Source organism: Streptomyces anthophorae (genome assembly GCF_049310305.1).
Classification (GTDB): Bacteria; Actinomycetota; Actinomycetes; order Streptomycetales; family Streptomycetaceae; genus Streptomyces.
The window spans coordinates 4,623,871-4,639,494 of the sequence record NZ_JBLWQQ010000001.1; the positions used below are offsets into that span (position 1 = coordinate 4,623,871).

Consider the following 15,624-nt stretch of genomic DNA (forward strand, 5'->3'; position numbering starts at 1 on the left):
GCCAAGGGCGTTTGGGTCGCCCGCCGGCCGAATTTCACGATGGGTTCGGGCCCCCCTCCCCGTCGTGATCACCAGTCGCGGGAGGACTGCCGACCGGTGGCCTGGGGCAGTCGACTGCGCCGCCGGTACCAGGTGGTTGCCGTGGCGAGGAGTCCGGGTGATCGCATGTCGCGGATGCGTTGGAGGACGATCTCGCGGCCGGGGTCGACGGTGATGATGGTCCCCCCGAGTCGTTGATAGCGCTTGATCGCTTTGGTGCTTGGCATGGTGTGGATCAGGTAGACATCGACTGTGTCTCGGTGCTTGATCGCTTCGTCGATGGCGGCGAACCGTGCACGGTGTGCCACCCGGAGCAGGGTGTCGGTGTGGGTCCAGCTGGGGGCGTCGGGGCCGGTGAGGGCGAGGGCGATGCGGTCGAGGTCGATGACGATGTCCGTCGGTCTGGCTCGTGCTGTGATCCATGAGCTCTTGCCTGCGGCGGGTGGGCCTGTCACGACGTAGAGCACGGGGTCATCTCACGGTGGGAGGTAGGTCCGTGGTGAACGTGGCCGAGTGGGTGGCCAGGTGCTGGCGGGCCTGGGCCAGGTCGAGGTGAACCGCTACGACGGTTCGGGATGCGTGCCGGTATCGCACGGGGATGATCAGGGGTTCGTGGCAGTCGGGGCACTGCGCGAGGGTGGCAGTCGGCTCTGGCCTCATGGTCACCACCTCCGTGGGTGGGGTGCTGGTCGTCCGGCGCAGGTGGGGTTGTGGCGGCCGAGGAGGCGGCAGGCGATGCGGCGGGGTACGACGTAGGCGAACTCGTGGGGTTCGGCGAGGGCGAAGCGCAGCCAGTACTCGGCGGCGGTGCGGCATTCGGTTCGGTAGTGGTAACGCATGGTCACCGCTTCCGGTGGTCGTGGCTCTCTCGTTCTCGCGCTCGTGCTCGTGCTCGTGCTTGGCAGGTACGGCATCCGGGGTCTGTTCCCGCCCAGTGGCATCCGGGGCACGGTCCGGGTGCGTCGCAAGCCAGAGGCCAGCGACAGCACACCCTTACCTCGGTGGGCTCACTCATTCCAGCATCACCATCTTCGCGAGGCTCTGAGTGGCTGTGTGCCGGGCATTCGGTTGCCGCGCGCGCTGTTGCACTTCCGGTGTGCTGAGCGGGCGTTGGCGGGGTCGAGGAGGCTTCCGCCGCGGCTGAGTGGGGTCTCGTGGTCGAGGGTCCAGGACCAGCGGTCGCGTGGGTCGAGGGTGAGGTCGATGTTGTGGCCGCAGATCCAGCAGGGGTCGCCTTGGGCGCGGACTGTGGCGCAGAGGCGGCGGTAGCGGCGTCCGTTGCGGATACCGGCCACGGGCTCACCTCCCGTGTAAATGCGTGAGCCCCGCGCGGTGGCGGGGCTTCTATGTCCGGGCACGCCGGACTTGGCACAGAAGGTAGCAGGTTCGCGGGGCGCAGTGGATCAATGACGTCGTGTTGCGCGCGGTGTGTGTGTTCTTGAAGAGCTTCTAACTACATACATACACGCGTTTTCAGTGTCCCGGATTCCGGGACACTGAACGGTTGATGTGCGCTGAGCTGCGGGTTTGTGTGGTGGGGGTGGTGTTCAGTGTCCCGGTTTTCGGGACACTGGGGCGGGTTCAGTGTCCGGTTTTCCGGGACACTGAAGGGGGTTCAGTGTCCCGGATTTCGGGACCCTCAACCAAGGTCTAGGGTTCGGTTTTCCGGGACACTGAGAGGGCGTCAGTGTCCGGTTTTCCGGGACACTTACGTCACGTCAGTGTCCGGGATTCCGGGACACTGAACGGGCGGGAAGATCCACCCGAAAGAGATCGTCAGGGCATGCCGAAGCCCCGTCGCGACGGGGGAATGCACGACGGGGCTCTATGAGCCGGGTGCCCGTTTATCGGGCGGGTATGCGGCCGTGCCGGTGTGCTGTGACTGCCCGGCGAGCTGATCTGAGGTCAGGCGGATGCCACCGGCTGCCCCTTCCGGTGGGCGTCCGGGTAGGTGCGTTTCAGGTCCTGCAACGACATCGGGCTCCAGGCGATCTCGATCGTTTCCGGCGGGAGCGGGAATCGGTCGCAGTGGATGCCGTCCCACTGCTCACGGAAGTGCTGCCACAGCTCGCCGAACTCGGCGGTGGGCCCGAGGTAGCAGGGCTGCCCACACGAGGCGCAGAGGCGCACCTCGCCCTGGTAGTTGCGGATCGACTCCATTGCACGGCTCCTTGGGTCAGGCGGATGCGGGAGCCTACGGTTACCGGCAGGGCGGCGTGCGGCGAACTCGAGAAGTGATGGCGTCGGTTGGGGCGTGCTGCTCCTCGCTCATGCCTCTGTGCTTCGCCGGTAGCCCCGACGGGCGTTGACGGCCGTCATGACGGTCTGCCCGTACCAGCGGTGCGCGCGCCCCGAGGTGTCGTCAGGTGCCGGCCAACGGCCCTTGGAAACGTCGGCGCGGATCGTGGCGGCGGTGACGCCGGTCGTCTCTTCGATCTCGCGGGCGGTGTAGAGGCGGCGTGGCTGTAGCTCGGCGGCGGGCCGGATGAAGTGCTTGCGGACGGCCTGGTCGACGGCGGCGGGGTCGTAGACGTTGTGGCGACCGCGCTTGTCGATCGGGGCGGGCCACGCGTCGTGACGGGCCCACTTGTTGCGGATGGTGTTGTACGCGCGGCCGTACCGGTCGGCGATCTGGGCGAGGGTCTCGCCCTCGGCGGTCGGCTCTACCATGGTGGTCCGGCCCTTTCGGCTGGGTGGGACCGGCGGTCTTTCGCGAGCGCCCTTCGGGGTGTCTGGGCTTCGGCCTGGGGCCGCCGGTCGTTCTATTTCTGATCTTGTAATGGGGTCGCCCCCGGCTGGCTGCCGGGGGCGACGGGTGGGTTAGATCTGCTCGATGATCCAGTCGACGAGGTCCTGGATCGCGTCCTGGGTCATGGTCAGGATGCTGAGCAGCTGGAGTGCACGGACCTCGTTCCAGCCGTCCATGACCAGGACGCGGAAGACGTCCAGGCCGGTGAGCCAGAAGATCGCGGCGGTGAAGAGGTGCGCCTGCTGCTCCTCGGGCATCGGCTGGTCAGCGGCGAGCTCGACGACCCGGCGGACGGCGGGCTCGGCCTCCACGTTGGTCGCGCCCCGACGGGGGAGCGCGATCGGCAGCGGGAGCTGCTCGCAGCAGAGAGCGAGCGCCTGGTAGGTCAGGCTGAGCTTCTTGGCGAGGTCCTCGGTGTTGAGGTCCTTGGAGTCGGCCATTTCGGCTTCCCTTCTTGTGGGTGGTGGGTCGGGGTTCGCGGCCCCTTCCCTCTTGGTCTCTATTATGCCCCACTGGTGCATCCAAAGGCAACACTTCTGGGGAAGGAAATAGCCCCAATCACACGACGGGATCAGGGCTATGACCAGGCGTCAGGCCAGGTGCCAGCCGCTCAGACGATCATCGTCGCACACGTCGGCCGTCAGGCGCAGGCCGGGCAGGTCCTGCACCGTCAGGCCGACCGCCTCCGCGATCTCCGCCGCCGCGTACCGGACCGGCTCCGTTCGCTCCTCGGCCGGGACGTCGGCCACGATCTCGGCCTGGTCGCCGACGACCAGCAGCACCTTCACGTTCACGCGCTCGCTCATGGGGTGGATCCTCTCAGCTCTGGTTGCTCGACTGGGCGGCCTGCTCGCGCATGGCCTGGTTGGACTGCTCGTGATGGGTGGACCGCTGCTCGTCGGACCAGTCGCGCGGGTCGGACGGCAGCTCGGCGACGGTGGCGCGGAGAGTCTCGGTCGCTGTGGGTTCGGACCGGCGGAGGAATGCCACGATGGGGCTCCTGTCTCGTGTTCGGGATGGGAACCGGGGCGGTCGGGCGCCTGGCAGCAGTCGGCCGCCCCGGGGCTTATGGGTTGGGCTCAACGGCCCTTGACGTTGCCGGGAGCCATGCGGATGACCCCGTCCTCGGTGTCGGCGGCCACCCATTCGTGGTGCACCTGGCAGTAGTAGAGGCCGCGCGCTTTCGGCTCGGCGCAGAACGAGGCACGGCTGTCCCACCCGTTCGTGGACAGCTGGTAGCCGCACGTCCGGCTGTCGCGACGCGGCTCGGTGCCGACGGTCTTCATGTGGATCTCCCTGGTGTGGTTCGTCATCGGCCCCAGCAGTTCGCGAGGAGCAGGGCGAGCAGCACGAGTACCGCGAAGCAGCTCCCGTTCGGGAGCCAGCCGTCGCCGCGGCCGGCTGCGTGGACGTGGTCGATGCCGTCGCCGTCGACGGGCCGGTGCCCGCCGTGCGCGGCGTCGCGGTGGGCCTGTTGGTCGCCTTCCGCTTCCGCCTTGTTGTCGCGCCTTGTGGGCGCCTCGGTGCGGCACTGGGCGCAGCGGTACAGGTACGGCACGGAGGCTCCAAGTGGGCTGCTACTACGGGCCGCTACAGGCGTAGCGGGGGTTGCTACAGGGCTGGTCAGGGGTGTAGCTACGGCGGTAGCTACACATCGGGGGCGGTACTGCCGGTCGGCTCGGGGGAAGCGGCGAGCGCGGCCGTGAGGTCGTCCCGGTGCACTCCCCGATTCACACGCTCCGCGGTGTTCCGTACAGAGGCCCGCAGGGGGATGCGGAGGGCCGCGAGTTTGGCCTCAACTTCGGCCCGGGTCGGGGGCTCCTGCCCCGCCTCCGCAGCCCCCTTCGCGAGCCGCTCGACGAGGGTCTTGAGGTGCACCCCGGGGGCGTCCCCGATGTGGTGCCACAGCAGGGCGACGAGCGGGTCCGTCGGCGCCTCCTCGGTAGGGTCCGGCTCGGCTGTCCGGCGGTTGGTGTGGAGGGCCTCGACGCGTGCCGTGAACCGGTCGATGGCGGGGCGGGGGATGAACAGGCCGACGGCGAGGAGGAAGACGGCCGGCACGGTGAGGAGGATCCACCCGCGGTAGTAGGCGCAGGCCCACACGGCGAGCGCGTGGCCCCAGTACGTGGCGGTGGCGCCGAGCTTGTTCTTCGACCAGGCGAACCATGCCTTCACGGCGACTACCAGGGCGGCCCGCAGGGAGAGGGCCGCGCCGTCGTCCACGGGCTCCGGCTCCTCGACGTCGTCCGGCTCGGTCTCCTCGACGGGCTCCGCCTCGGGCTCGGGGGCGGGCTTCTTCCGCAGGCTGATGTGCATCACTGAAGTCCGATCCGCGCGTTCTCGATCGCGTCGGCGAGGTAGGTCCAGTTCCCGCCTGCGCCCTGCGCGAGGTAGAAGAAGATCAGCGCGACGATGCCGAGCTGCTTCGTGGACAGCTTCTTGTAGAGGATGAAGATCGCCACGGTGAGCGTGAGCGCGGGCATGGTCGCGCCCTTGATCAGGCTTCGCAGGAAGTCGATGACGGTCCCGGCAGCGTCCGGAACGATGGTGAAGATGCTGCCCGCCGCCTTGTAGGCGCTGGCCGCGAGCATCGCGACGAGCAGCGTCGTCCACCAGCCGAGCGGGTTGAGCTTGCCGCCGCCGGGGATGCCGAAGATGAGCAGCGCGGTCAGCACGAGCGCGATGCCGACGGGGCCAAGGTCTCCGAACACGCGATGATCCTTAAGCGGTAGGGGCGTACAGGAGCACGCCAGCGAGGGCGGACGCGGCGGGGACGGTTGCGAACCACGAGAGCGGCCACAGGAAGCTGCGCGACATCCGGTAGAGGTTCAGGCAGACGAACCCGACGAAGAACCAGAAGATCGACTGCCAGTCGGTGGGGCCGTGCGCGTGGATCCACACGACGACTTCCTCCGTGAAGTCGACCCAGCCCAGTGACCAACCGAGGCTGGCTGCCGCGACGTTGGAGGCGAGGCGTCGGATACGCGGTGGCACGCCGTCGATGGCCTCGATCAAAGACTTGCGTGGATCGGCGACCGCCGGGTGCGCCCCGGCCTCGGCCTTCTTATGGGCGTACTTGGCCTCGCGCTCCTTGTCCGCGCGGAGACGTAGCCGCTTCCGTGGGGCACGCTGCTCCTCGACCTGGTCGAGGTCCTCGGGCTCGGGCTCGGGCTCCGGCTCCGGCTCCGCCTCAGGTTCCGGCTCGGGGGCGGGGGCGGGCGTGGGCTCCGGCTGCGCGACCGGCGCAGGGGTTGCCGGGGCTTCGATCGGCGATGCTCCGTCCGGGCCGTACAGCTCGGTGAACCAGTCGGCCGGGGCCGCGGGCTCGAACCCGTCGGGCAGGTGCGCGGGAGCGGCCGGGAGCGGTGGTGTTTCGGCGTCAGGGCCTACGCCCATCTTGCGGAGCGTGTCGGCGATGGACAGCTCGGCTTCGTCGGGGCCGGGGCGGGTGTCGGTCATGGGTTCCCCAGAGCATGAGGGCGCGGTCGTACGCGGCCGCGCGAGGGCGGGCGTACGTCAGGGGGCGATGGCGACCGGGGCGGGTGGGAGCTGCGCCAGGTGCGGTTCTCGCATCTCGATCTCGGCGCGGAGCTGGCCACGGATCACGCCGTCCGATGGCGTCTCGCCGGTCGCGGCGACCAGGGCCTCGCGCATCGCCTTCGTGCCGGGCCGCGTGCCCGCGACGTACAGCGGGCGAATCACTTCGCAGCGGGGATCCGAGTACGTGATCGCCGGGGGTGCGGTCGCGGTGCTCGCTGCGGGCTGCTCTGTGACGGGTACCTCGACGGGCGTCACCGGGGCGGCCGGGACCGGGGTCGCGGCGAGGTGCAGCAGGTGGCCGAGGACCAGCGGCGGGACGCACGACACGGCGACCACCAGCCACACGGGCGGGCGCGGCTCGGCAGTCCAGTGCCCGGTCACGAACATGTGGGACACGGGCTGTGCGGACATGGCGGTGCCAAGGGACAGCCAGGCGCCGGCGACGGCGGACGTCTTGCCGGGCGCTCCCTTGGGGCGCTTGCTCGCGACGGCCGCGGCGATGCCGGCGTACGCGGCGAGGACTCCGGCCATGCCCCAGGCGAGGTGATCAGACCAGCCCGCGAGGCGGCCGAGGTGGTGCTCGCCGGGCGCGCACATGATCATCACCCAGGCGGCGACGATGGGGCGGCCGAAGTCGGTGAGCCAGGAAACCCAGCGTGGGGTTGGGGTGTTGGGCGGTGACGTGGGCGCACTAGTGTGCAGCTCAGCCATAGGAGGGTCACTCTCCTGTGGTCAGAGCCTCGGTGGACGCTGCAATCGTCCTTGCCGGGGCTCGCCTCATGTTGGGGAGGGTGACGCCCTACGGGGGGCATCTGCCGCTCTTGAACGGTAGCGCGTTCGTGGGTGGGTGCGGGAGGGGTTCGTCCAGATGTGACGGGGGGTTGACGGGCGTCACGGTGCAGGGTGTGGGCGCCGAGCCGGGCGGAGCTCGGCGGCTTAAGATCCGATTGTGGCGATCGAACTACCTGACGACTTGATCAACTTGCAGCGTGCGGCCGACGACGAGGGCCGGAAGCTGGCGCACCTCGACGGCGACGATCTCGCGAAGCAGCGTGAGGTCTGGTTCGATGCCGCGGCGAAGGCGCAGGCCGCAGTCACCGCGTACGCGCGGGACGCCGCCCTCAACCGGTTCGACGTCGAGAAGCAGCTCCGGCAGGCTACCCGGCACCCTTCGCAGTCGGAGGAGTAGGCCACTCGCGGAGCGGCCACTCCCGCCCGCCGTGCCATTCGGTCACGAACAGTCGCGTGCCTGCGTGCTCCTCGTGCTGCGCCTTGAGTCCGTCGAACTTCCGGTCGGCGGTGTCGGGGTTGTCCCACCAGCCGTCCAGGATCCGGGCGCCGTCGCGGTCGAGGGCGACGTGATAGCGGCCGGGCGGCTCGTGGATCACAGGTCGCCGCCGCAGTGCGGGCAGTGTCTGCTGGAGCGCCAGCCGCGCGTGCGGATGGTGATGCCGCGGGCACGCATCTTCTTGAGCTGGAGGCTGACGGTCGATGGGGAGACCCCCACGGCGTCGGCGAGTTCACGCACGTTCGGCTCGATGCCGTGCTGGAGGAGCCATTCGCGATGTGCGCGCTCGATCGCTGCCTGCCGGACGGCGGCCGGCTCCCAGCGCTGTGATGTGAGGGCCATCGATCCCACCTCCTGGTGTGCCTGAGCAGGGTCCTTTCAATAGAGCACGTGTTCGATTTCCGAGGCAAGGCGACACCTCGCAATCCACACCCCGGGGCGAGTTATCCACAGGAGCAAACGATCTTGGTGCTACGGCCATAACCTCACTCCCCTGTGGATCACAAGGGGGCGTTATGCACAGGCACAGGGTCGACCTCGCGAGGAAAGCCGACGAGGTCCTGACCGACCTCGACGACCAGGCGCACGAGCACGTCCTGGCGCTCATCGACCTGGTCGCCGAGGACCCCGATGCCTGGCCACAGGCCAGCACATGGGACCTCGGCGACGAGTTCACCGACCGGGCCTGGATCACGTACATCGCACACACCGACGGCATCGAGATCCTCGACGTCGGCTGGCTCGGCTGACCACGCTCACCGCCACGGCACCGCAATCTGCAGCGTGCCCTCGGTGTCCGGGTCGTACAGCTTCGCCACGGGCGGGGCCACCGCGACGGCGGGAGCGGCAGGCGCCCCGCCGAGTGACACCTCGGCGCCGTTCTGCCGAGTGCCCCACCCGGTCCGCGCGCAGGTCGCGACGCCGTACCAGCGCAGCCACCGCAGCACCGTCCACGCAAGGACGATCGCCAACGGCATCATCAGCCACGTGACCGCCCGCGACCGCATCCGCTCATCGCTGCGGATGACACCGAGGTAGCGCAGGCCCTGCGCCCACCCGATCAGGAACGGCACCCACAGCATCGACGCCGGCGGCAGGTTGGAGTACGCGACCGGCTCGACCAGGAGCAGCCACAGCATGACCATCTGGATCAGGAACATCTGGAACCAGCGCAGCATGTGCAGCCAGAACGCGGGCCGGGCCGGGGACAGGTAGCGCATCCGCCACACCGAGCGGATGGTCGAGCCGCGCATCCACCGCAGGTACATGCGGCAGAAGTGCGACCACTTCTCCGGCATCGCCGTGAAGCAGATCGCCGACGGCTGCTGCACGGTCAGGCCCCGCTCCTGCGCGTACAGGGTGAGCAGCGAGTCGTCGGAGAACATCACCGCCCTGCCCATGAACGTCTCGTTCAGGTAGCTGCCGAGGTTGTCCCGTACGACGGCCGCCCGGTAGGCGGCGATGGGACCGGAGTTGACCATGACCGCGCCGACGGCGGACTGCCCGGAGCGGTCGACGAGCTGGCTCGTGGTGAACCACAAGTCGGTGATCCGCACCATCCAGTTCGCCCGGTTGTTGGTCGCGATGACGATCCCGGCGACGGACTGCACGCGCGGCCGCGTGAACGGGGCAATCACCTCGGCGAGCGCGTTCGGCGCGAAGCACGAGTCCGAGTCGCAGGTGACGTAGATGTCCGCCTCCGGGCTGACGCGGACGGCCACGGCCTGGGCGTGCCGCTTCCCGCCATTCGGCACGCGCTGCCACGTCGAAACGACGCCGGCCGCGGCGGCGGCCCGCTCCCACCAGGCGCGCACCTCGCGGTAGTCGGAGCTCGTCGACCCGTCGTCCACGACGTGCACGGAGTCGGGCAGCCGGCTCTGGCGCAGGAACGACTCAAGGCCGAGCCGCAGGTAGCCGGGGTCCTCGTTGTAGACGGGCACGAGGATCGCGACGTGCAGCTCGTCGAGCTGGCGCTGCTGACGGGCGGTCACCTTGCGTGGCCGCTCCAGGTGGTACATGAAGGTCTGCGCCATGAACACGAAGAACAGGGCCAGCCACACCATGCCGAGGCGGCTGGTGGTGCGTGAGTCCCAGTCGGAGGAGACGAGGACGTGGTGGGCTGCCCAGACGGCGGCGAGTGCCATGACCACGATGCCCATGAGGACGGTGCCCGACCGGTGCTGGTGGGCTGCCAGCACCGGCCTGCGGCGGCGTCGGCCGGTCACCTCTGGCCGATGCGCCTGTTGCGGCGGAAGCCGAGGCGGATGCAGACGACGCCGAGGATGACGGCGGCTGCGGCGGCGGCGATCATCCATCCGCCGACGTAGTAGGCGGTGCCGCCGATGACGACCGTGCCGATGCCGGTCTGGGCGAGCTGGCTGTTGTCGGACATTGCATATCCCCCTGGGGTTTGCTCGTGGTGATGCGTATGGGAGTGCATCAGCCCGAAGGGCTGTGCGGGGTGAAGTGGTTCAAACTTGAACGCACGTTGCGGTGGGTGCTCGATGGGGCTATCCCTGCACGGCGTATGGCAAATACGTCGAGGGCCCGTACAACCCCGGCGCGTGTGAGTGGGGTCACGCGACGTCATTGCCGCGCTCCCGCCATGAGCGGCCGCAGTCCTCGCAGCGGACGACGGGCGGCAGACCGTCCCCGCCCGCGACGACGAGCTGCCCCCGGCAGCCCGGGCACGGGTGCGGGACGGGCTCGGTGCGGCGCTCCTCGCCGAGCGTCTTGCGAAGCAGCTCGGCACCCATCGCCGCGACCTTCGCGACGGCGTCGCGCTCGCCGCCGTCGAGAGCACGGAACGGGCCCGGCCGCTCGGCGAGACGATGCGCCAGCCAGCTCGCGGCGGACAGTGCTGACCGCTCCCCCTGGTACTTCCAGCGGCGCGGGTCCGCGGCGTCCTTGGCTGCGGCGAGCACGGCCTGGCGGTGCGCCTCGTCGGACCAGCCGCGCCCCGTCGGCACCGTCATGACGGGCCGCTGCACACGGGACGCCAGCCAGTCCGCCGTCGTACACAGGCCCTGCTCGATCGTGTTCATCACGTCGAGCACGTCCACGTCCACGGGGGTGGGCCGCGGGCCCGGGGCGTCCGGCGCGGAGTCCGCGCGCTCGGCCGCGTACTGCTCGCGCTCCTCGTCGTCGAGGATCCGGGCGACGCCCATGATCGGGGGCCAGCCGGTGACGGGACGGGTGCCGGCGGCCTCGGCCAACGCGGACCAGCGTTCGGTGATCGTGTCGAGGTCGTCGGCTGCACTCATCAGTTGGGGTGTCCTTCCCAGTCGGCGAGGCGGGTGGTGACCTCGTCGTGTGCGGTGGTGAGGTGCGCGTGGTCGGCGAGGACTTCTTGGAGGGCGTTCCAGCAGCGGGCGGCGAGGAAGTACAGCTCTTGCTCGGTGTCGGTGGCGAAGACGCCGCAGGCCGGGTTGATTCCGGTCGTGAACTTCATCGCCTTGATCTGGGCGAGGCGGGCCGGGGCGAGCGGCTGGTGGGTGGAGGGCTGCTCGTCCTCGTCGGTGGGGCTGGCGGTCACGGCTGCTGTGCCTTCGGCGCGCCGACGCAGGTGACGAGGGTGAGGTCACGAGTGAGGCGCTCGCCGCGGAACTCGAACGGCGGCCGGTTACAGCAGGGGCTGATGCCGTTGTCGTCAGGGCCGGGGCAGGCGTGCATGGTGACGGCGGGCTCGAGCGCGGGCTCGGCCTGCTGCGCCTCGTCGGCCATGCGGCGCAGGCGGTCCGCGACGGCGCGCGCTCCGGCCGCAGCCTCCTGGCCCATGTCGTCGTACAGGCGTGAGGCTTCGTTCATCGCGATGTCGGCAGCGTCGCGATACGCGATGGCCCGGATCTCCGTGGTGCCGCGCAGCTCGAACTCGGCGGGAGGCTGGTCGGTGAGGGCGAAGTCTTCCTGCCGTGCACCGATGGCACGTTGCACCACCCGTTGACCGAGGGCGGTGATGGCCCGGCCGAAGGCGGCGAACTCGGCGGCGAGCGGCTCGGTGGCCGCGGTGAGCGACGGCCACCAACGTGTGTCGTTCTCGTCAGCGTGGCTGCCCTGATGGTTGGGCGGCAGTACGCATTCGGTCTGAGGACTGTTCGCGATGAGCTGAGGCAGGCGGGCGCCGCAGCGATCAGCGGGCTTGGTCATGGGTACCTCCGGGGTGGGCGACGGGCTGGCGCGGTCAGGCGCTGCGCTGCTCGGGCGTGACGGGCGTCAACGCCCCGTCCTCGAGCGCCAGGAGCCGGACGTGCTGCCGGATTCGCTGGTGCTTCTGGGTGTCGCCGTGGCCGTCCCACTGCGCGCGCGGGTCGGTCGGCTCGACGCGCTCGACGTGGGCGAACAGCGGCACCTCGGCGGGCGCGATGTGCCAACTCATCTGCCAGCCGCCGGCGGTGAGGTAGAGCACGTGCCAGCCAGCGTCGTCCCCCTCGGCGGCGGGGGTGATGACGGTGGTCGCGGGGTGGAGGGCGGAGATCCAGGCCAGCAGGTGCGCGCGGTCGCGAAGGACGGAGTCGCGGTAGCGCTCGGCGGCGGTGGCCTGCTTCGCGTAGCTGTCAGCGTGCCCCTGCCAGCGCTCCAGCTGCTCGGCGAGCTGGGCGGCGAGACGCTCGACGTACGCGGCCTCGGGCCCGGGCGGCGCAGGCCGGGGGCGGCGGAAGATGCGGAACATGATCGGCTCCAGGTGGTGCCGGGTGGGGCCCTTCGAGGGGCCCCTGCTCCGGGGTGGATCTACTGCTGTGGTGTGGGGAGTTGATCGAGGGCATCACCGATGTCGTCGGCGAGCCACCGCCACCGGAGCGCGAGCTCCGGCGCCTTCGTCTCCTTCACGTCGGCGGCAGTGAGCAGCGCCTCGACGAGCTCGGCGACGTCATCGGTACCGCCGGGGAAGCGGAGGACCGCGGCCATTAGAACGGGGGCTCGTTACTGCCGGGGCCGGTCGCCCACTGGTCGTTCTGCTGCGGCGGGCCCTGATGGTACTGCGCCTGCCCTTGGGGCGCGGCCGGCCGCTGCTGCTGCCCGCCGCCCTGCTGCTGCGCGTTCGCCTTCGTCACGGTCGCCGTGGCGTACGCCAGGCTCGGGCCGATGCTCCGGATCAGCAAGGCGGGGCGGCTGTTCTTCTGCCCGTCCTTCTCCCACTGCTCGGTGCGGAGCTCACCCGTGACGACGACCTCCATCCCCTGGGAAAGGGTCTCGGTCGCGTGCTCGGCGAGCCGCTCCCATGCGGAGCCGTTGACCCAGAACGTGTCGCCGTCCTCCCACTGCTGGGTCTGCTGGTTGAGGCGGCGGGAGTTGAAGGCGAGGCGGATGTTCGCGACGGCCTTGCCGTTGGCGGTGAAGCGGAGTTCGGGGTCGGCGACGAGGCGTCCGACGCCCGTCATCGAGGGCAGAGACATGATCAGTTCTCCTTCATGGTGCTGGTGCTGGTGGTGCGACGGTCGATGGCTTCGATCCAGGCGACCGCGACGGCGGCGACCTGAACCAGTTCGGCGCGTAGTCGGGACGGCTCCCGTTCGGCCTTGGCTTCCGCGACTTCCTCGGCGAGCACGTCGGCCCACGTGCCATAGCCAGCGCCGAATGCCGACTGGCACCAGTTGCGGGCCGACTCGGCGTACTCCTGCTGGCTCTTGTTGCCGGTGCCGTCGGGGTGGTTCTGTTCGCCGAACTTGATGTCCTGGCGGGCGCGCTCGGCAAGCACTTGGCGCAGGACGCGGTAGGTGGAATTCGGGTTGGTCATGTTCGACTCCAGAGGGTGGGCTGGATTGGGATGGTGGTCTGGCCGGGAACCGGCGCGGGGGCCGTCGGCGAGGCGGTCACGGTGCGGAACGGGTGGGGCGGTGCGGGGGTGATGACGCCCGTGGCGCGGGCGCAGACCGGGCCCACACCCAGCGCTGCCCACTTCTCCGAACGGAGACGGCGACCGCACACCCGGCACGCGCTCACCCGGTGGCCCCGGTAGAGGAGTAGCCGCGGATGTCGGTATCGATCGGTGTGTACGGGACCCAGGGCCAGCCGCCGCGCTGGCCCTGCCGCAGGAACGGCGGGAAGGCGCGCTCGTCCCGCAGGCCGCGCCACGGCACCAGGCGCCGGGCCCGGTCCTCCTCGGCTGACTTCTCGTCCTCGACGGGGCGGAGCCCGAACCCGAACTCGGGCCACCGCATCCACAGCGACGAGCCAGCCGGGCGGAGCGAGCGCGGCCCGAACCCGCTCCCGTGCGGGGCGTGCGCCTCCATGACCATGGCGCAGTTCGCCGTGACACGGGCCTCGTTGAGCGCCGTCGTGACGCGGCGGGCATGGTCCTCCGACGACGGGTCCCCGGTATGGAGCTGGTAGACCGGGCCGATCACCAGCAGGTCCGGCATCACCGTCTCGACTCGGCGCATCAACCAGGACCGGCCCGAGCCGCGGGTGAGGTCGACGCCTTCGGGCCGGACGTCGATATGGAGCTGGCCGCGCTTCACCGGCTGGTGCGCGTTCTGCGCCGCGTTCATGAGGTGCCGGTAGTGGCGGCGGGACTGGGGCGCGGAGTTCTCGCAGTCGAGGACGAGGACACGCTGCGACCCATACTCCGAGGGAACGATGGTGAACGGGTTGACCCCGGCCGCGACGGCGACGGCAATCTGCCGCAGGAGCACGGACTTACCGCCGCCCTCCCCGGCCGTGAGCATGAGCCGGTCGCCGCGCTCCAGCAGGCCCGGCACCACCCAGTCATACGTGTCGACCACGGTCAGGAAGTCGTGCATGTCCGTGACCGGGGTGTCGTCGGCGGCGCGGCCTGCGTCCCGTACGCCGCGCGTCAGGGCGACGGCCTCCTCGGCGAGGTCGCTCGGGTCGCCCGACGCCGGGTCGAAGGCACGCTGGGTGATCTCCTGCCCGGCCACGATCAGAGCCCGACGCTGCGCGTGCTCGCGAATGATCTCGGCGTAGTGCTCGGCGTTCCCGGCGAGCCCCACGGACTGCGCGAGCTGGTAGACGTACGGAGCACCGCCCACCCGCGACAGGGCTCCGGCCGCCTGGAGCGCTGCGTTCAGCGTGATCGGGTCGACGGGCTCGCCCTCGTCCAGGAGCTGGCCGGCGGTTGCGTGGATCGTCGCGTGGGCGGGCCGGTAGAACTCGGTGGAGGCGACCAGCTTGTGCACCCGACGGGCGTCATGACGGGCGTAGCACAGGGCCCCGAGGTACGCCTGCTCGGCGCCGAGGTCGTTCGGCAGGGTCCGCTCGAACTCGTCGGGCGGGTGGGGAGTGGTCATCAGAAGATGCCCTTCTCGGTCGGGTCTTGGTAGCCAGAGCCGGGGAGCCGTGGCTGCTGGTGACCGGGCTGGGGTTCGGGCTCGTCGTCGTAGCGCTCTGCGTTGAGCCAGGTCGCCGGGTGCGGGATGAACCGGGGTTCGGTGTGCGCTGCGCGCCACTGGGCGGCGTGCCGGGCGGCGGCCGTCGCGAGCGCGGCCGGGTCGGCGCCCCGCTTGATCGCCTTGGCGTACGCGGTGCGGGCGTTGCCCTTGGCGACCTTGCGGGGGTATGCGTCCCAGAACTCGTCGAACCCGTCGGGCGGCGAGGCCCGTGCATCGGGGCGCTCGCGGCGCGGCGGCGGTGCGGGCCGCGGGGCCTTGCGGATGGGGGCCCTCGGCGCTGGGGCCGGGGCCGGGGTGGTGGCGTCGAGCGGCAGCAGCTCGTACCGCGCGGCACCGTTCCGGTGTCCGGCCGCTGTCCGCTTCAACACGCCTTTGTTGATCAACTCCCGCAGTACCGCGTACATCTGTGCCCGAGACACTCGGGCCTGCCGCAGCAGCTCCGTGGCCTCGACGCTCGACTGTGTGGTGCGGGTGTCGTCGTCGGCGTCTCCCGCCAGCACCGCGAGGACCCACGCCTCGCGGTGTGTGAGCGTCGTCGGAGCCGCGTTCACGACCTCGACGACCAGGCGGGTTCCCACAGATGACGCTCCCTCAGTGCGGTGTGCAGTGGTGCTGTGGCCGTGGCCTGGCGGCCGGTCTCATCCGCCAGGCCACGGGGG

The 15,624-nt window shown here is 70.2% G+C and carries 29 protein-coding genes; 2 read left to right on the top strand and 27 right to left on the bottom strand.

What is annotated here, in order from left to right; translation table 11 throughout:
* Nucleotides 1-68: 68 nt before the first annotated feature.
* From ACNYS0_RS20985 to ACNYS0_RS21050, 14 genes are all read right to left on the bottom strand, one after another.
* Nucleotides 69-506 (bottom strand): hypothetical protein, encoded by a 438-nt coding sequence (locus tag ACNYS0_RS20985; RefSeq protein WP_422475749.1) that lies wholly within the window; start codon nucleotides 504-506, stop codon nucleotides 69-71.
* Nucleotides 507-701: 195 nt separating this feature from the next.
* The gene (locus ACNYS0_RS20990; protein ID WP_422475751.1) at nucleotides 702-878 is read right to left on the bottom strand and encodes a hypothetical protein; all 177 of its coding nucleotides are present in this window, start codon (nucleotides 876-878) and stop codon (nucleotides 702-704) included.
* A 183-nt stretch (nucleotides 879-1,061) separates the two neighbouring features.
* The gene (locus tag ACNYS0_RS20995) at nucleotides 1,062-1,397 is read right to left on the bottom strand and encodes an HNH endonuclease (protein ID WP_422475753.1); all 336 of its coding nucleotides are present in this window, start codon (nucleotides 1,395-1,397) and stop codon (nucleotides 1,062-1,064) included.
* 547 nt (nucleotides 1,398-1,944) lie between these two features.
* Nucleotides 1,945-2,199: a hypothetical protein gene (locus ACNYS0_RS21000; RefSeq protein ID WP_422475755.1), complete on the bottom strand. Its 255-nt coding sequence runs from the start codon at nucleotides 2,197-2,199 to the stop codon at nucleotides 1,945-1,947.
* A 108-nt stretch (nucleotides 2,200-2,307) separates the two neighbouring features.
* A complete protein-coding gene (locus tag ACNYS0_RS21005) occupies nucleotides 2,308-2,709 on the bottom strand; it encodes a helix-turn-helix transcriptional regulator (protein ID WP_422475757.1) in 402 nt (133 codons plus the stop codon).
* A gap of 150 nt (nucleotides 2,710-2,859) precedes the next feature.
* Nucleotides 2,860-3,228, bottom strand: coding sequence for a hypothetical protein (locus ACNYS0_RS21010; RefSeq protein ID WP_422475759.1), 369 nt, complete (start codon nucleotides 3,226-3,228; stop codon nucleotides 2,860-2,862).
* A gap of 150 nt (nucleotides 3,229-3,378) precedes the next feature.
* Nucleotides 3,379-3,594, bottom strand: coding sequence for a hypothetical protein (locus tag ACNYS0_RS21015; protein WP_422475761.1), 216 nt, complete (start codon nucleotides 3,592-3,594; stop codon nucleotides 3,379-3,381).
* Between the two features lie 13 nt (nucleotides 3,595-3,607).
* The gene (locus ACNYS0_RS21020; protein ID WP_422475763.1) at nucleotides 3,608-3,778 is read right to left on the bottom strand and encodes a hypothetical protein; all 171 of its coding nucleotides are present in this window, start codon (nucleotides 3,776-3,778) and stop codon (nucleotides 3,608-3,610) included.
* Between the two features lie 89 nt (nucleotides 3,779-3,867).
* A complete protein-coding gene (locus ACNYS0_RS21025; RefSeq protein WP_422475765.1) occupies nucleotides 3,868-4,101 on the bottom strand; it encodes a hypothetical protein in 234 nt (77 codons plus the stop codon).
* Nucleotides 4,098-4,346, bottom strand: coding sequence for a hypothetical protein (locus ACNYS0_RS21030; RefSeq protein WP_422475767.1), 249 nt, complete (start codon nucleotides 4,344-4,346; stop codon nucleotides 4,098-4,100). The genes ACNYS0_RS21025 and ACNYS0_RS21030 overlap by 4 nt, the downstream gene beginning before the upstream one ends.
* Nucleotides 4,347-4,435: 89 nt before the next feature.
* The gene (locus ACNYS0_RS21035; RefSeq protein ID WP_422475769.1) at nucleotides 4,436-5,104 is read right to left on the bottom strand and encodes a hypothetical protein; all 669 of its coding nucleotides are present in this window, start codon (nucleotides 5,102-5,104) and stop codon (nucleotides 4,436-4,438) included.
* Nucleotides 5,104-5,499: a hypothetical protein gene (locus tag ACNYS0_RS21040; RefSeq protein ID WP_422475771.1), complete on the bottom strand. Its 396-nt coding sequence runs from the start codon at nucleotides 5,497-5,499 to the stop codon at nucleotides 5,104-5,106. The genes ACNYS0_RS21035 and ACNYS0_RS21040 overlap by 1 nt, the downstream gene beginning before the upstream one ends.
* Nucleotides 5,500-5,509: 10 nt before the next feature.
* On the bottom strand, nucleotides 5,510-6,247 hold the full coding sequence (locus ACNYS0_RS21045; RefSeq protein WP_422475773.1) for a hypothetical protein: 738 nt from the start codon (nucleotides 6,245-6,247) through the stop codon (nucleotides 5,510-5,512).
* Nucleotides 6,248-6,304: 57 nt separating this feature from the next.
* On the bottom strand, nucleotides 6,305-7,039 hold the full coding sequence (locus tag ACNYS0_RS21050) for a hypothetical protein (protein ID WP_422475775.1): 735 nt from the start codon (nucleotides 7,037-7,039) through the stop codon (nucleotides 6,305-6,307).
* A gap of 238 nt (nucleotides 7,040-7,277) precedes the next feature.
* Here ACNYS0_RS21050 and ACNYS0_RS21055 point away from each other — a divergent pair, with 238 nt between their 5' ends.
* A complete protein-coding gene (locus ACNYS0_RS21055; RefSeq protein ID WP_422475777.1) occupies nucleotides 7,278-7,517 on the top strand; it encodes a hypothetical protein in 240 nt (79 codons plus the stop codon).
* On the opposite strand, the gene ACNYS0_RS21060 is transcribed toward ACNYS0_RS21055, so the two are convergent.
* Nucleotides 7,486-7,716 carry a hypothetical protein gene (locus ACNYS0_RS21060; RefSeq protein WP_422475779.1) on the bottom strand — a complete coding sequence of 77 codons (231 nt, stop codon included), beginning with the start codon at nucleotides 7,714-7,716 and terminating at the stop codon, nucleotides 7,486-7,488. The genes ACNYS0_RS21055 and ACNYS0_RS21060 overlap by 32 nt on opposite strands.
* Complete coding sequence (locus ACNYS0_RS21065; protein WP_422475781.1) at nucleotides 7,713-7,958, bottom strand: LexA family protein; 246 nt, start codon at nucleotides 7,956-7,958, stop codon at nucleotides 7,713-7,715. Before ACNYS0_RS21065 ends, ACNYS0_RS21060 begins: the two co-directional genes overlap by 4 nt.
* Before the next feature lie 173 nt (nucleotides 7,959-8,131).
* Here ACNYS0_RS21065 and ACNYS0_RS21070 point away from each other — a divergent pair, with 173 nt between their 5' ends.
* Nucleotides 8,132-8,365 carry a hypothetical protein gene (locus tag ACNYS0_RS21070; RefSeq protein ID WP_422475783.1) on the top strand — a complete coding sequence of 78 codons (234 nt, stop codon included), beginning with the start codon at nucleotides 8,132-8,134 and terminating at the stop codon, nucleotides 8,363-8,365.
* 6 nt (nucleotides 8,366-8,371) lie between these two features.
* On the opposite strand, the gene ACNYS0_RS21075 is transcribed toward ACNYS0_RS21070, so the two are convergent.
* From ACNYS0_RS21075 to ACNYS0_RS21125, 11 genes are all read right to left on the bottom strand, one after another.
* Complete coding sequence (locus tag ACNYS0_RS21075) at nucleotides 8,372-9,841, bottom strand: glycosyltransferase family 2 protein (protein WP_422475785.1); 1,470 nt, start codon at nucleotides 9,839-9,841, stop codon at nucleotides 8,372-8,374.
* Nucleotides 9,838-10,008: a hypothetical protein gene (locus tag ACNYS0_RS21080; protein ID WP_422475787.1), complete on the bottom strand. Its 171-nt coding sequence runs from the start codon at nucleotides 10,006-10,008 to the stop codon at nucleotides 9,838-9,840. Before ACNYS0_RS21080 ends, ACNYS0_RS21075 begins: the two co-directional genes overlap by 4 nt.
* A 184-nt stretch (nucleotides 10,009-10,192) precedes the next feature.
* The gene (locus tag ACNYS0_RS21085) at nucleotides 10,193-10,879 is read right to left on the bottom strand and encodes a hypothetical protein (protein ID WP_422475789.1); all 687 of its coding nucleotides are present in this window, start codon (nucleotides 10,877-10,879) and stop codon (nucleotides 10,193-10,195) included.
* Entirely contained in the window at nucleotides 10,879-11,151 is a 273-nt protein-coding gene (locus tag ACNYS0_RS21090; protein WP_422475791.1) for a hypothetical protein, read from the bottom strand. The genes ACNYS0_RS21085 and ACNYS0_RS21090 overlap by 1 nt, the downstream gene beginning before the upstream one ends.
* A complete protein-coding gene (locus ACNYS0_RS21095; RefSeq protein WP_422475793.1) occupies nucleotides 11,148-11,762 on the bottom strand; it encodes a hypothetical protein in 615 nt (204 codons plus the stop codon). The genes ACNYS0_RS21090 and ACNYS0_RS21095 overlap by 4 nt, the downstream gene beginning before the upstream one ends.
* Nucleotides 11,763-11,796: 34 nt before the next feature.
* Nucleotides 11,797-12,285, bottom strand: a complete 489-nt coding sequence (locus ACNYS0_RS21100) for a hypothetical protein (RefSeq protein ID WP_422475795.1) — start codon at nucleotides 12,283-12,285, stop codon at nucleotides 11,797-11,799.
* A 59-nt stretch (nucleotides 12,286-12,344) separates the two neighbouring features.
* Complete coding sequence (locus ACNYS0_RS21105) at nucleotides 12,345-12,521, bottom strand: hypothetical protein (protein ID WP_422475796.1); 177 nt, start codon at nucleotides 12,519-12,521, stop codon at nucleotides 12,345-12,347.
* Entirely contained in the window at nucleotides 12,521-13,009 is a 489-nt protein-coding gene (gene ssb, locus ACNYS0_RS21110; protein ID WP_422475798.1) for a single-stranded DNA-binding protein, read from the bottom strand. Before ssb ends, ACNYS0_RS21105 begins: the two co-directional genes overlap by 1 nt.
* 2 nt (nucleotides 13,010-13,011) lie before the next feature.
* Nucleotides 13,012-13,350 carry a hypothetical protein gene (locus ACNYS0_RS21115; RefSeq protein WP_422475799.1) on the bottom strand — a complete coding sequence of 113 codons (339 nt, stop codon included), beginning with the start codon at nucleotides 13,348-13,350 and terminating at the stop codon, nucleotides 13,012-13,014.
* 202 nt (nucleotides 13,351-13,552) lie between these two features.
* The gene (locus ACNYS0_RS21120; protein ID WP_422475801.1) at nucleotides 13,553-14,863 is read right to left on the bottom strand and encodes an AAA family ATPase; all 1,311 of its coding nucleotides are present in this window, start codon (nucleotides 14,861-14,863) and stop codon (nucleotides 13,553-13,555) included.
* Entirely contained in the window at nucleotides 14,863-15,543 is a 681-nt protein-coding gene (locus ACNYS0_RS21125; RefSeq protein ID WP_422475803.1) for a hypothetical protein, read from the bottom strand. The genes ACNYS0_RS21120 and ACNYS0_RS21125 overlap by 1 nt, the downstream gene beginning before the upstream one ends.
* Nucleotides 15,544-15,624 lie beyond the last annotated feature (81 nt).

What these genes read in the sequence shown, in the direction of transcription:
- ACNYS0_RS20990 (WP_422475751.1), bottom strand. Translation starts at nt 878, where the DNA reads ATGCGTTACCACTACCGAACCGAATGCCGCACCGCCGCCGAGTACTGG.
- ACNYS0_RS21000 (WP_422475755.1), bottom strand. Translation starts at nt 2,199, where the DNA reads ATGGAGTCGATCCGCAACTACCAGGGCGAGGTGCGCCTCTGCGCCTCG.
- ACNYS0_RS21005 (WP_422475757.1), bottom strand. Translation starts at nt 2,709, where the DNA reads ATGGTAGAGCCGACCGCCGAGGGCGAGACCCTCGCCCAGATCGCCGAC.
- ACNYS0_RS21010 (WP_422475759.1), bottom strand. Translation starts at nt 3,228, where the DNA reads ATGGCCGACTCCAAGGACCTCAACACCGAGGACCTCGCCAAGAAGCTC.
- ACNYS0_RS21015 (WP_422475761.1), bottom strand. Translation starts at nt 3,594, where the DNA reads ATGAGCGAGCGCGTGAACGTGAAGGTGCTGCTGGTCGTCGGCGACCAG.
- ACNYS0_RS21025 (WP_422475765.1), bottom strand. Translation starts at nt 4,101, where the DNA reads ATGACGAACCACACCAGGGAGATCCACATGAAGACCGTCGGCACCGAG.
- ACNYS0_RS21035 (WP_422475769.1), bottom strand. Translation starts at nt 5,104, where the DNA reads ATGCACATCAGCCTGCGGAAGAAGCCCGCCCCCGAGCCCGAGGCGGAG.
- ACNYS0_RS21045 (WP_422475773.1), bottom strand. Translation starts at nt 6,247, where the DNA reads ATGACCGACACCCGCCCCGGCCCCGACGAAGCCGAGCTGTCCATCGCC.
- ACNYS0_RS21050 (WP_422475775.1), bottom strand. Translation starts at nt 7,039, where the DNA reads ATGGCTGAGCTGCACACTAGTGCGCCCACGTCACCGCCCAACACCCCA.
- ACNYS0_RS21065 (WP_422475781.1), bottom strand. Translation starts at nt 7,958, where the DNA reads ATGGCCCTCACATCACAGCGCTGGGAGCCGGCCGCCGTCCGGCAGGCA.
- ACNYS0_RS21070 (WP_422475783.1), top strand. Translation starts at nt 8,132, where the DNA reads ATGCACAGGCACAGGGTCGACCTCGCGAGGAAAGCCGACGAGGTCCTG.
- ACNYS0_RS21080 (WP_422475787.1), bottom strand. Translation starts at nt 10,008, where the DNA reads ATGTCCGACAACAGCCAGCTCGCCCAGACCGGCATCGGCACGGTCGTC.
- ACNYS0_RS21085 (WP_422475789.1), bottom strand. Translation starts at nt 10,879, where the DNA reads ATGAGTGCAGCCGACGACCTCGACACGATCACCGAACGCTGGTCCGCG.
- ACNYS0_RS21095 (WP_422475793.1), bottom strand. Translation starts at nt 11,762, where the DNA reads ATGACCAAGCCCGCTGATCGCTGCGGCGCCCGCCTGCCTCAGCTCATC.
- ACNYS0_RS21100 (WP_422475795.1), bottom strand. Translation starts at nt 12,285, where the DNA reads ATGTTCCGCATCTTCCGCCGCCCCCGGCCTGCGCCGCCCGGGCCCGAG.
- ACNYS0_RS21105 (WP_422475796.1), bottom strand. Translation starts at nt 12,521, where the DNA reads ATGGCCGCGGTCCTCCGCTTCCCCGGCGGTACCGATGACGTCGCCGAG.
- ssb (WP_422475798.1), bottom strand. Translation starts at nt 13,009, where the DNA reads ATGTCTCTGCCCTCGATGACGGGCGTCGGACGCCTCGTCGCCGACCCC.
- ACNYS0_RS21115 (WP_422475799.1), bottom strand. Translation starts at nt 13,350, where the DNA reads ATGACCAACCCGAATTCCACCTACCGCGTCCTGCGCCAAGTGCTTGCC.
- ACNYS0_RS21120 (WP_422475801.1), bottom strand. Translation starts at nt 14,863, where the DNA reads ATGACCACTCCCCACCCGCCCGACGAGTTCGAGCGGACCCTGCCGAAC.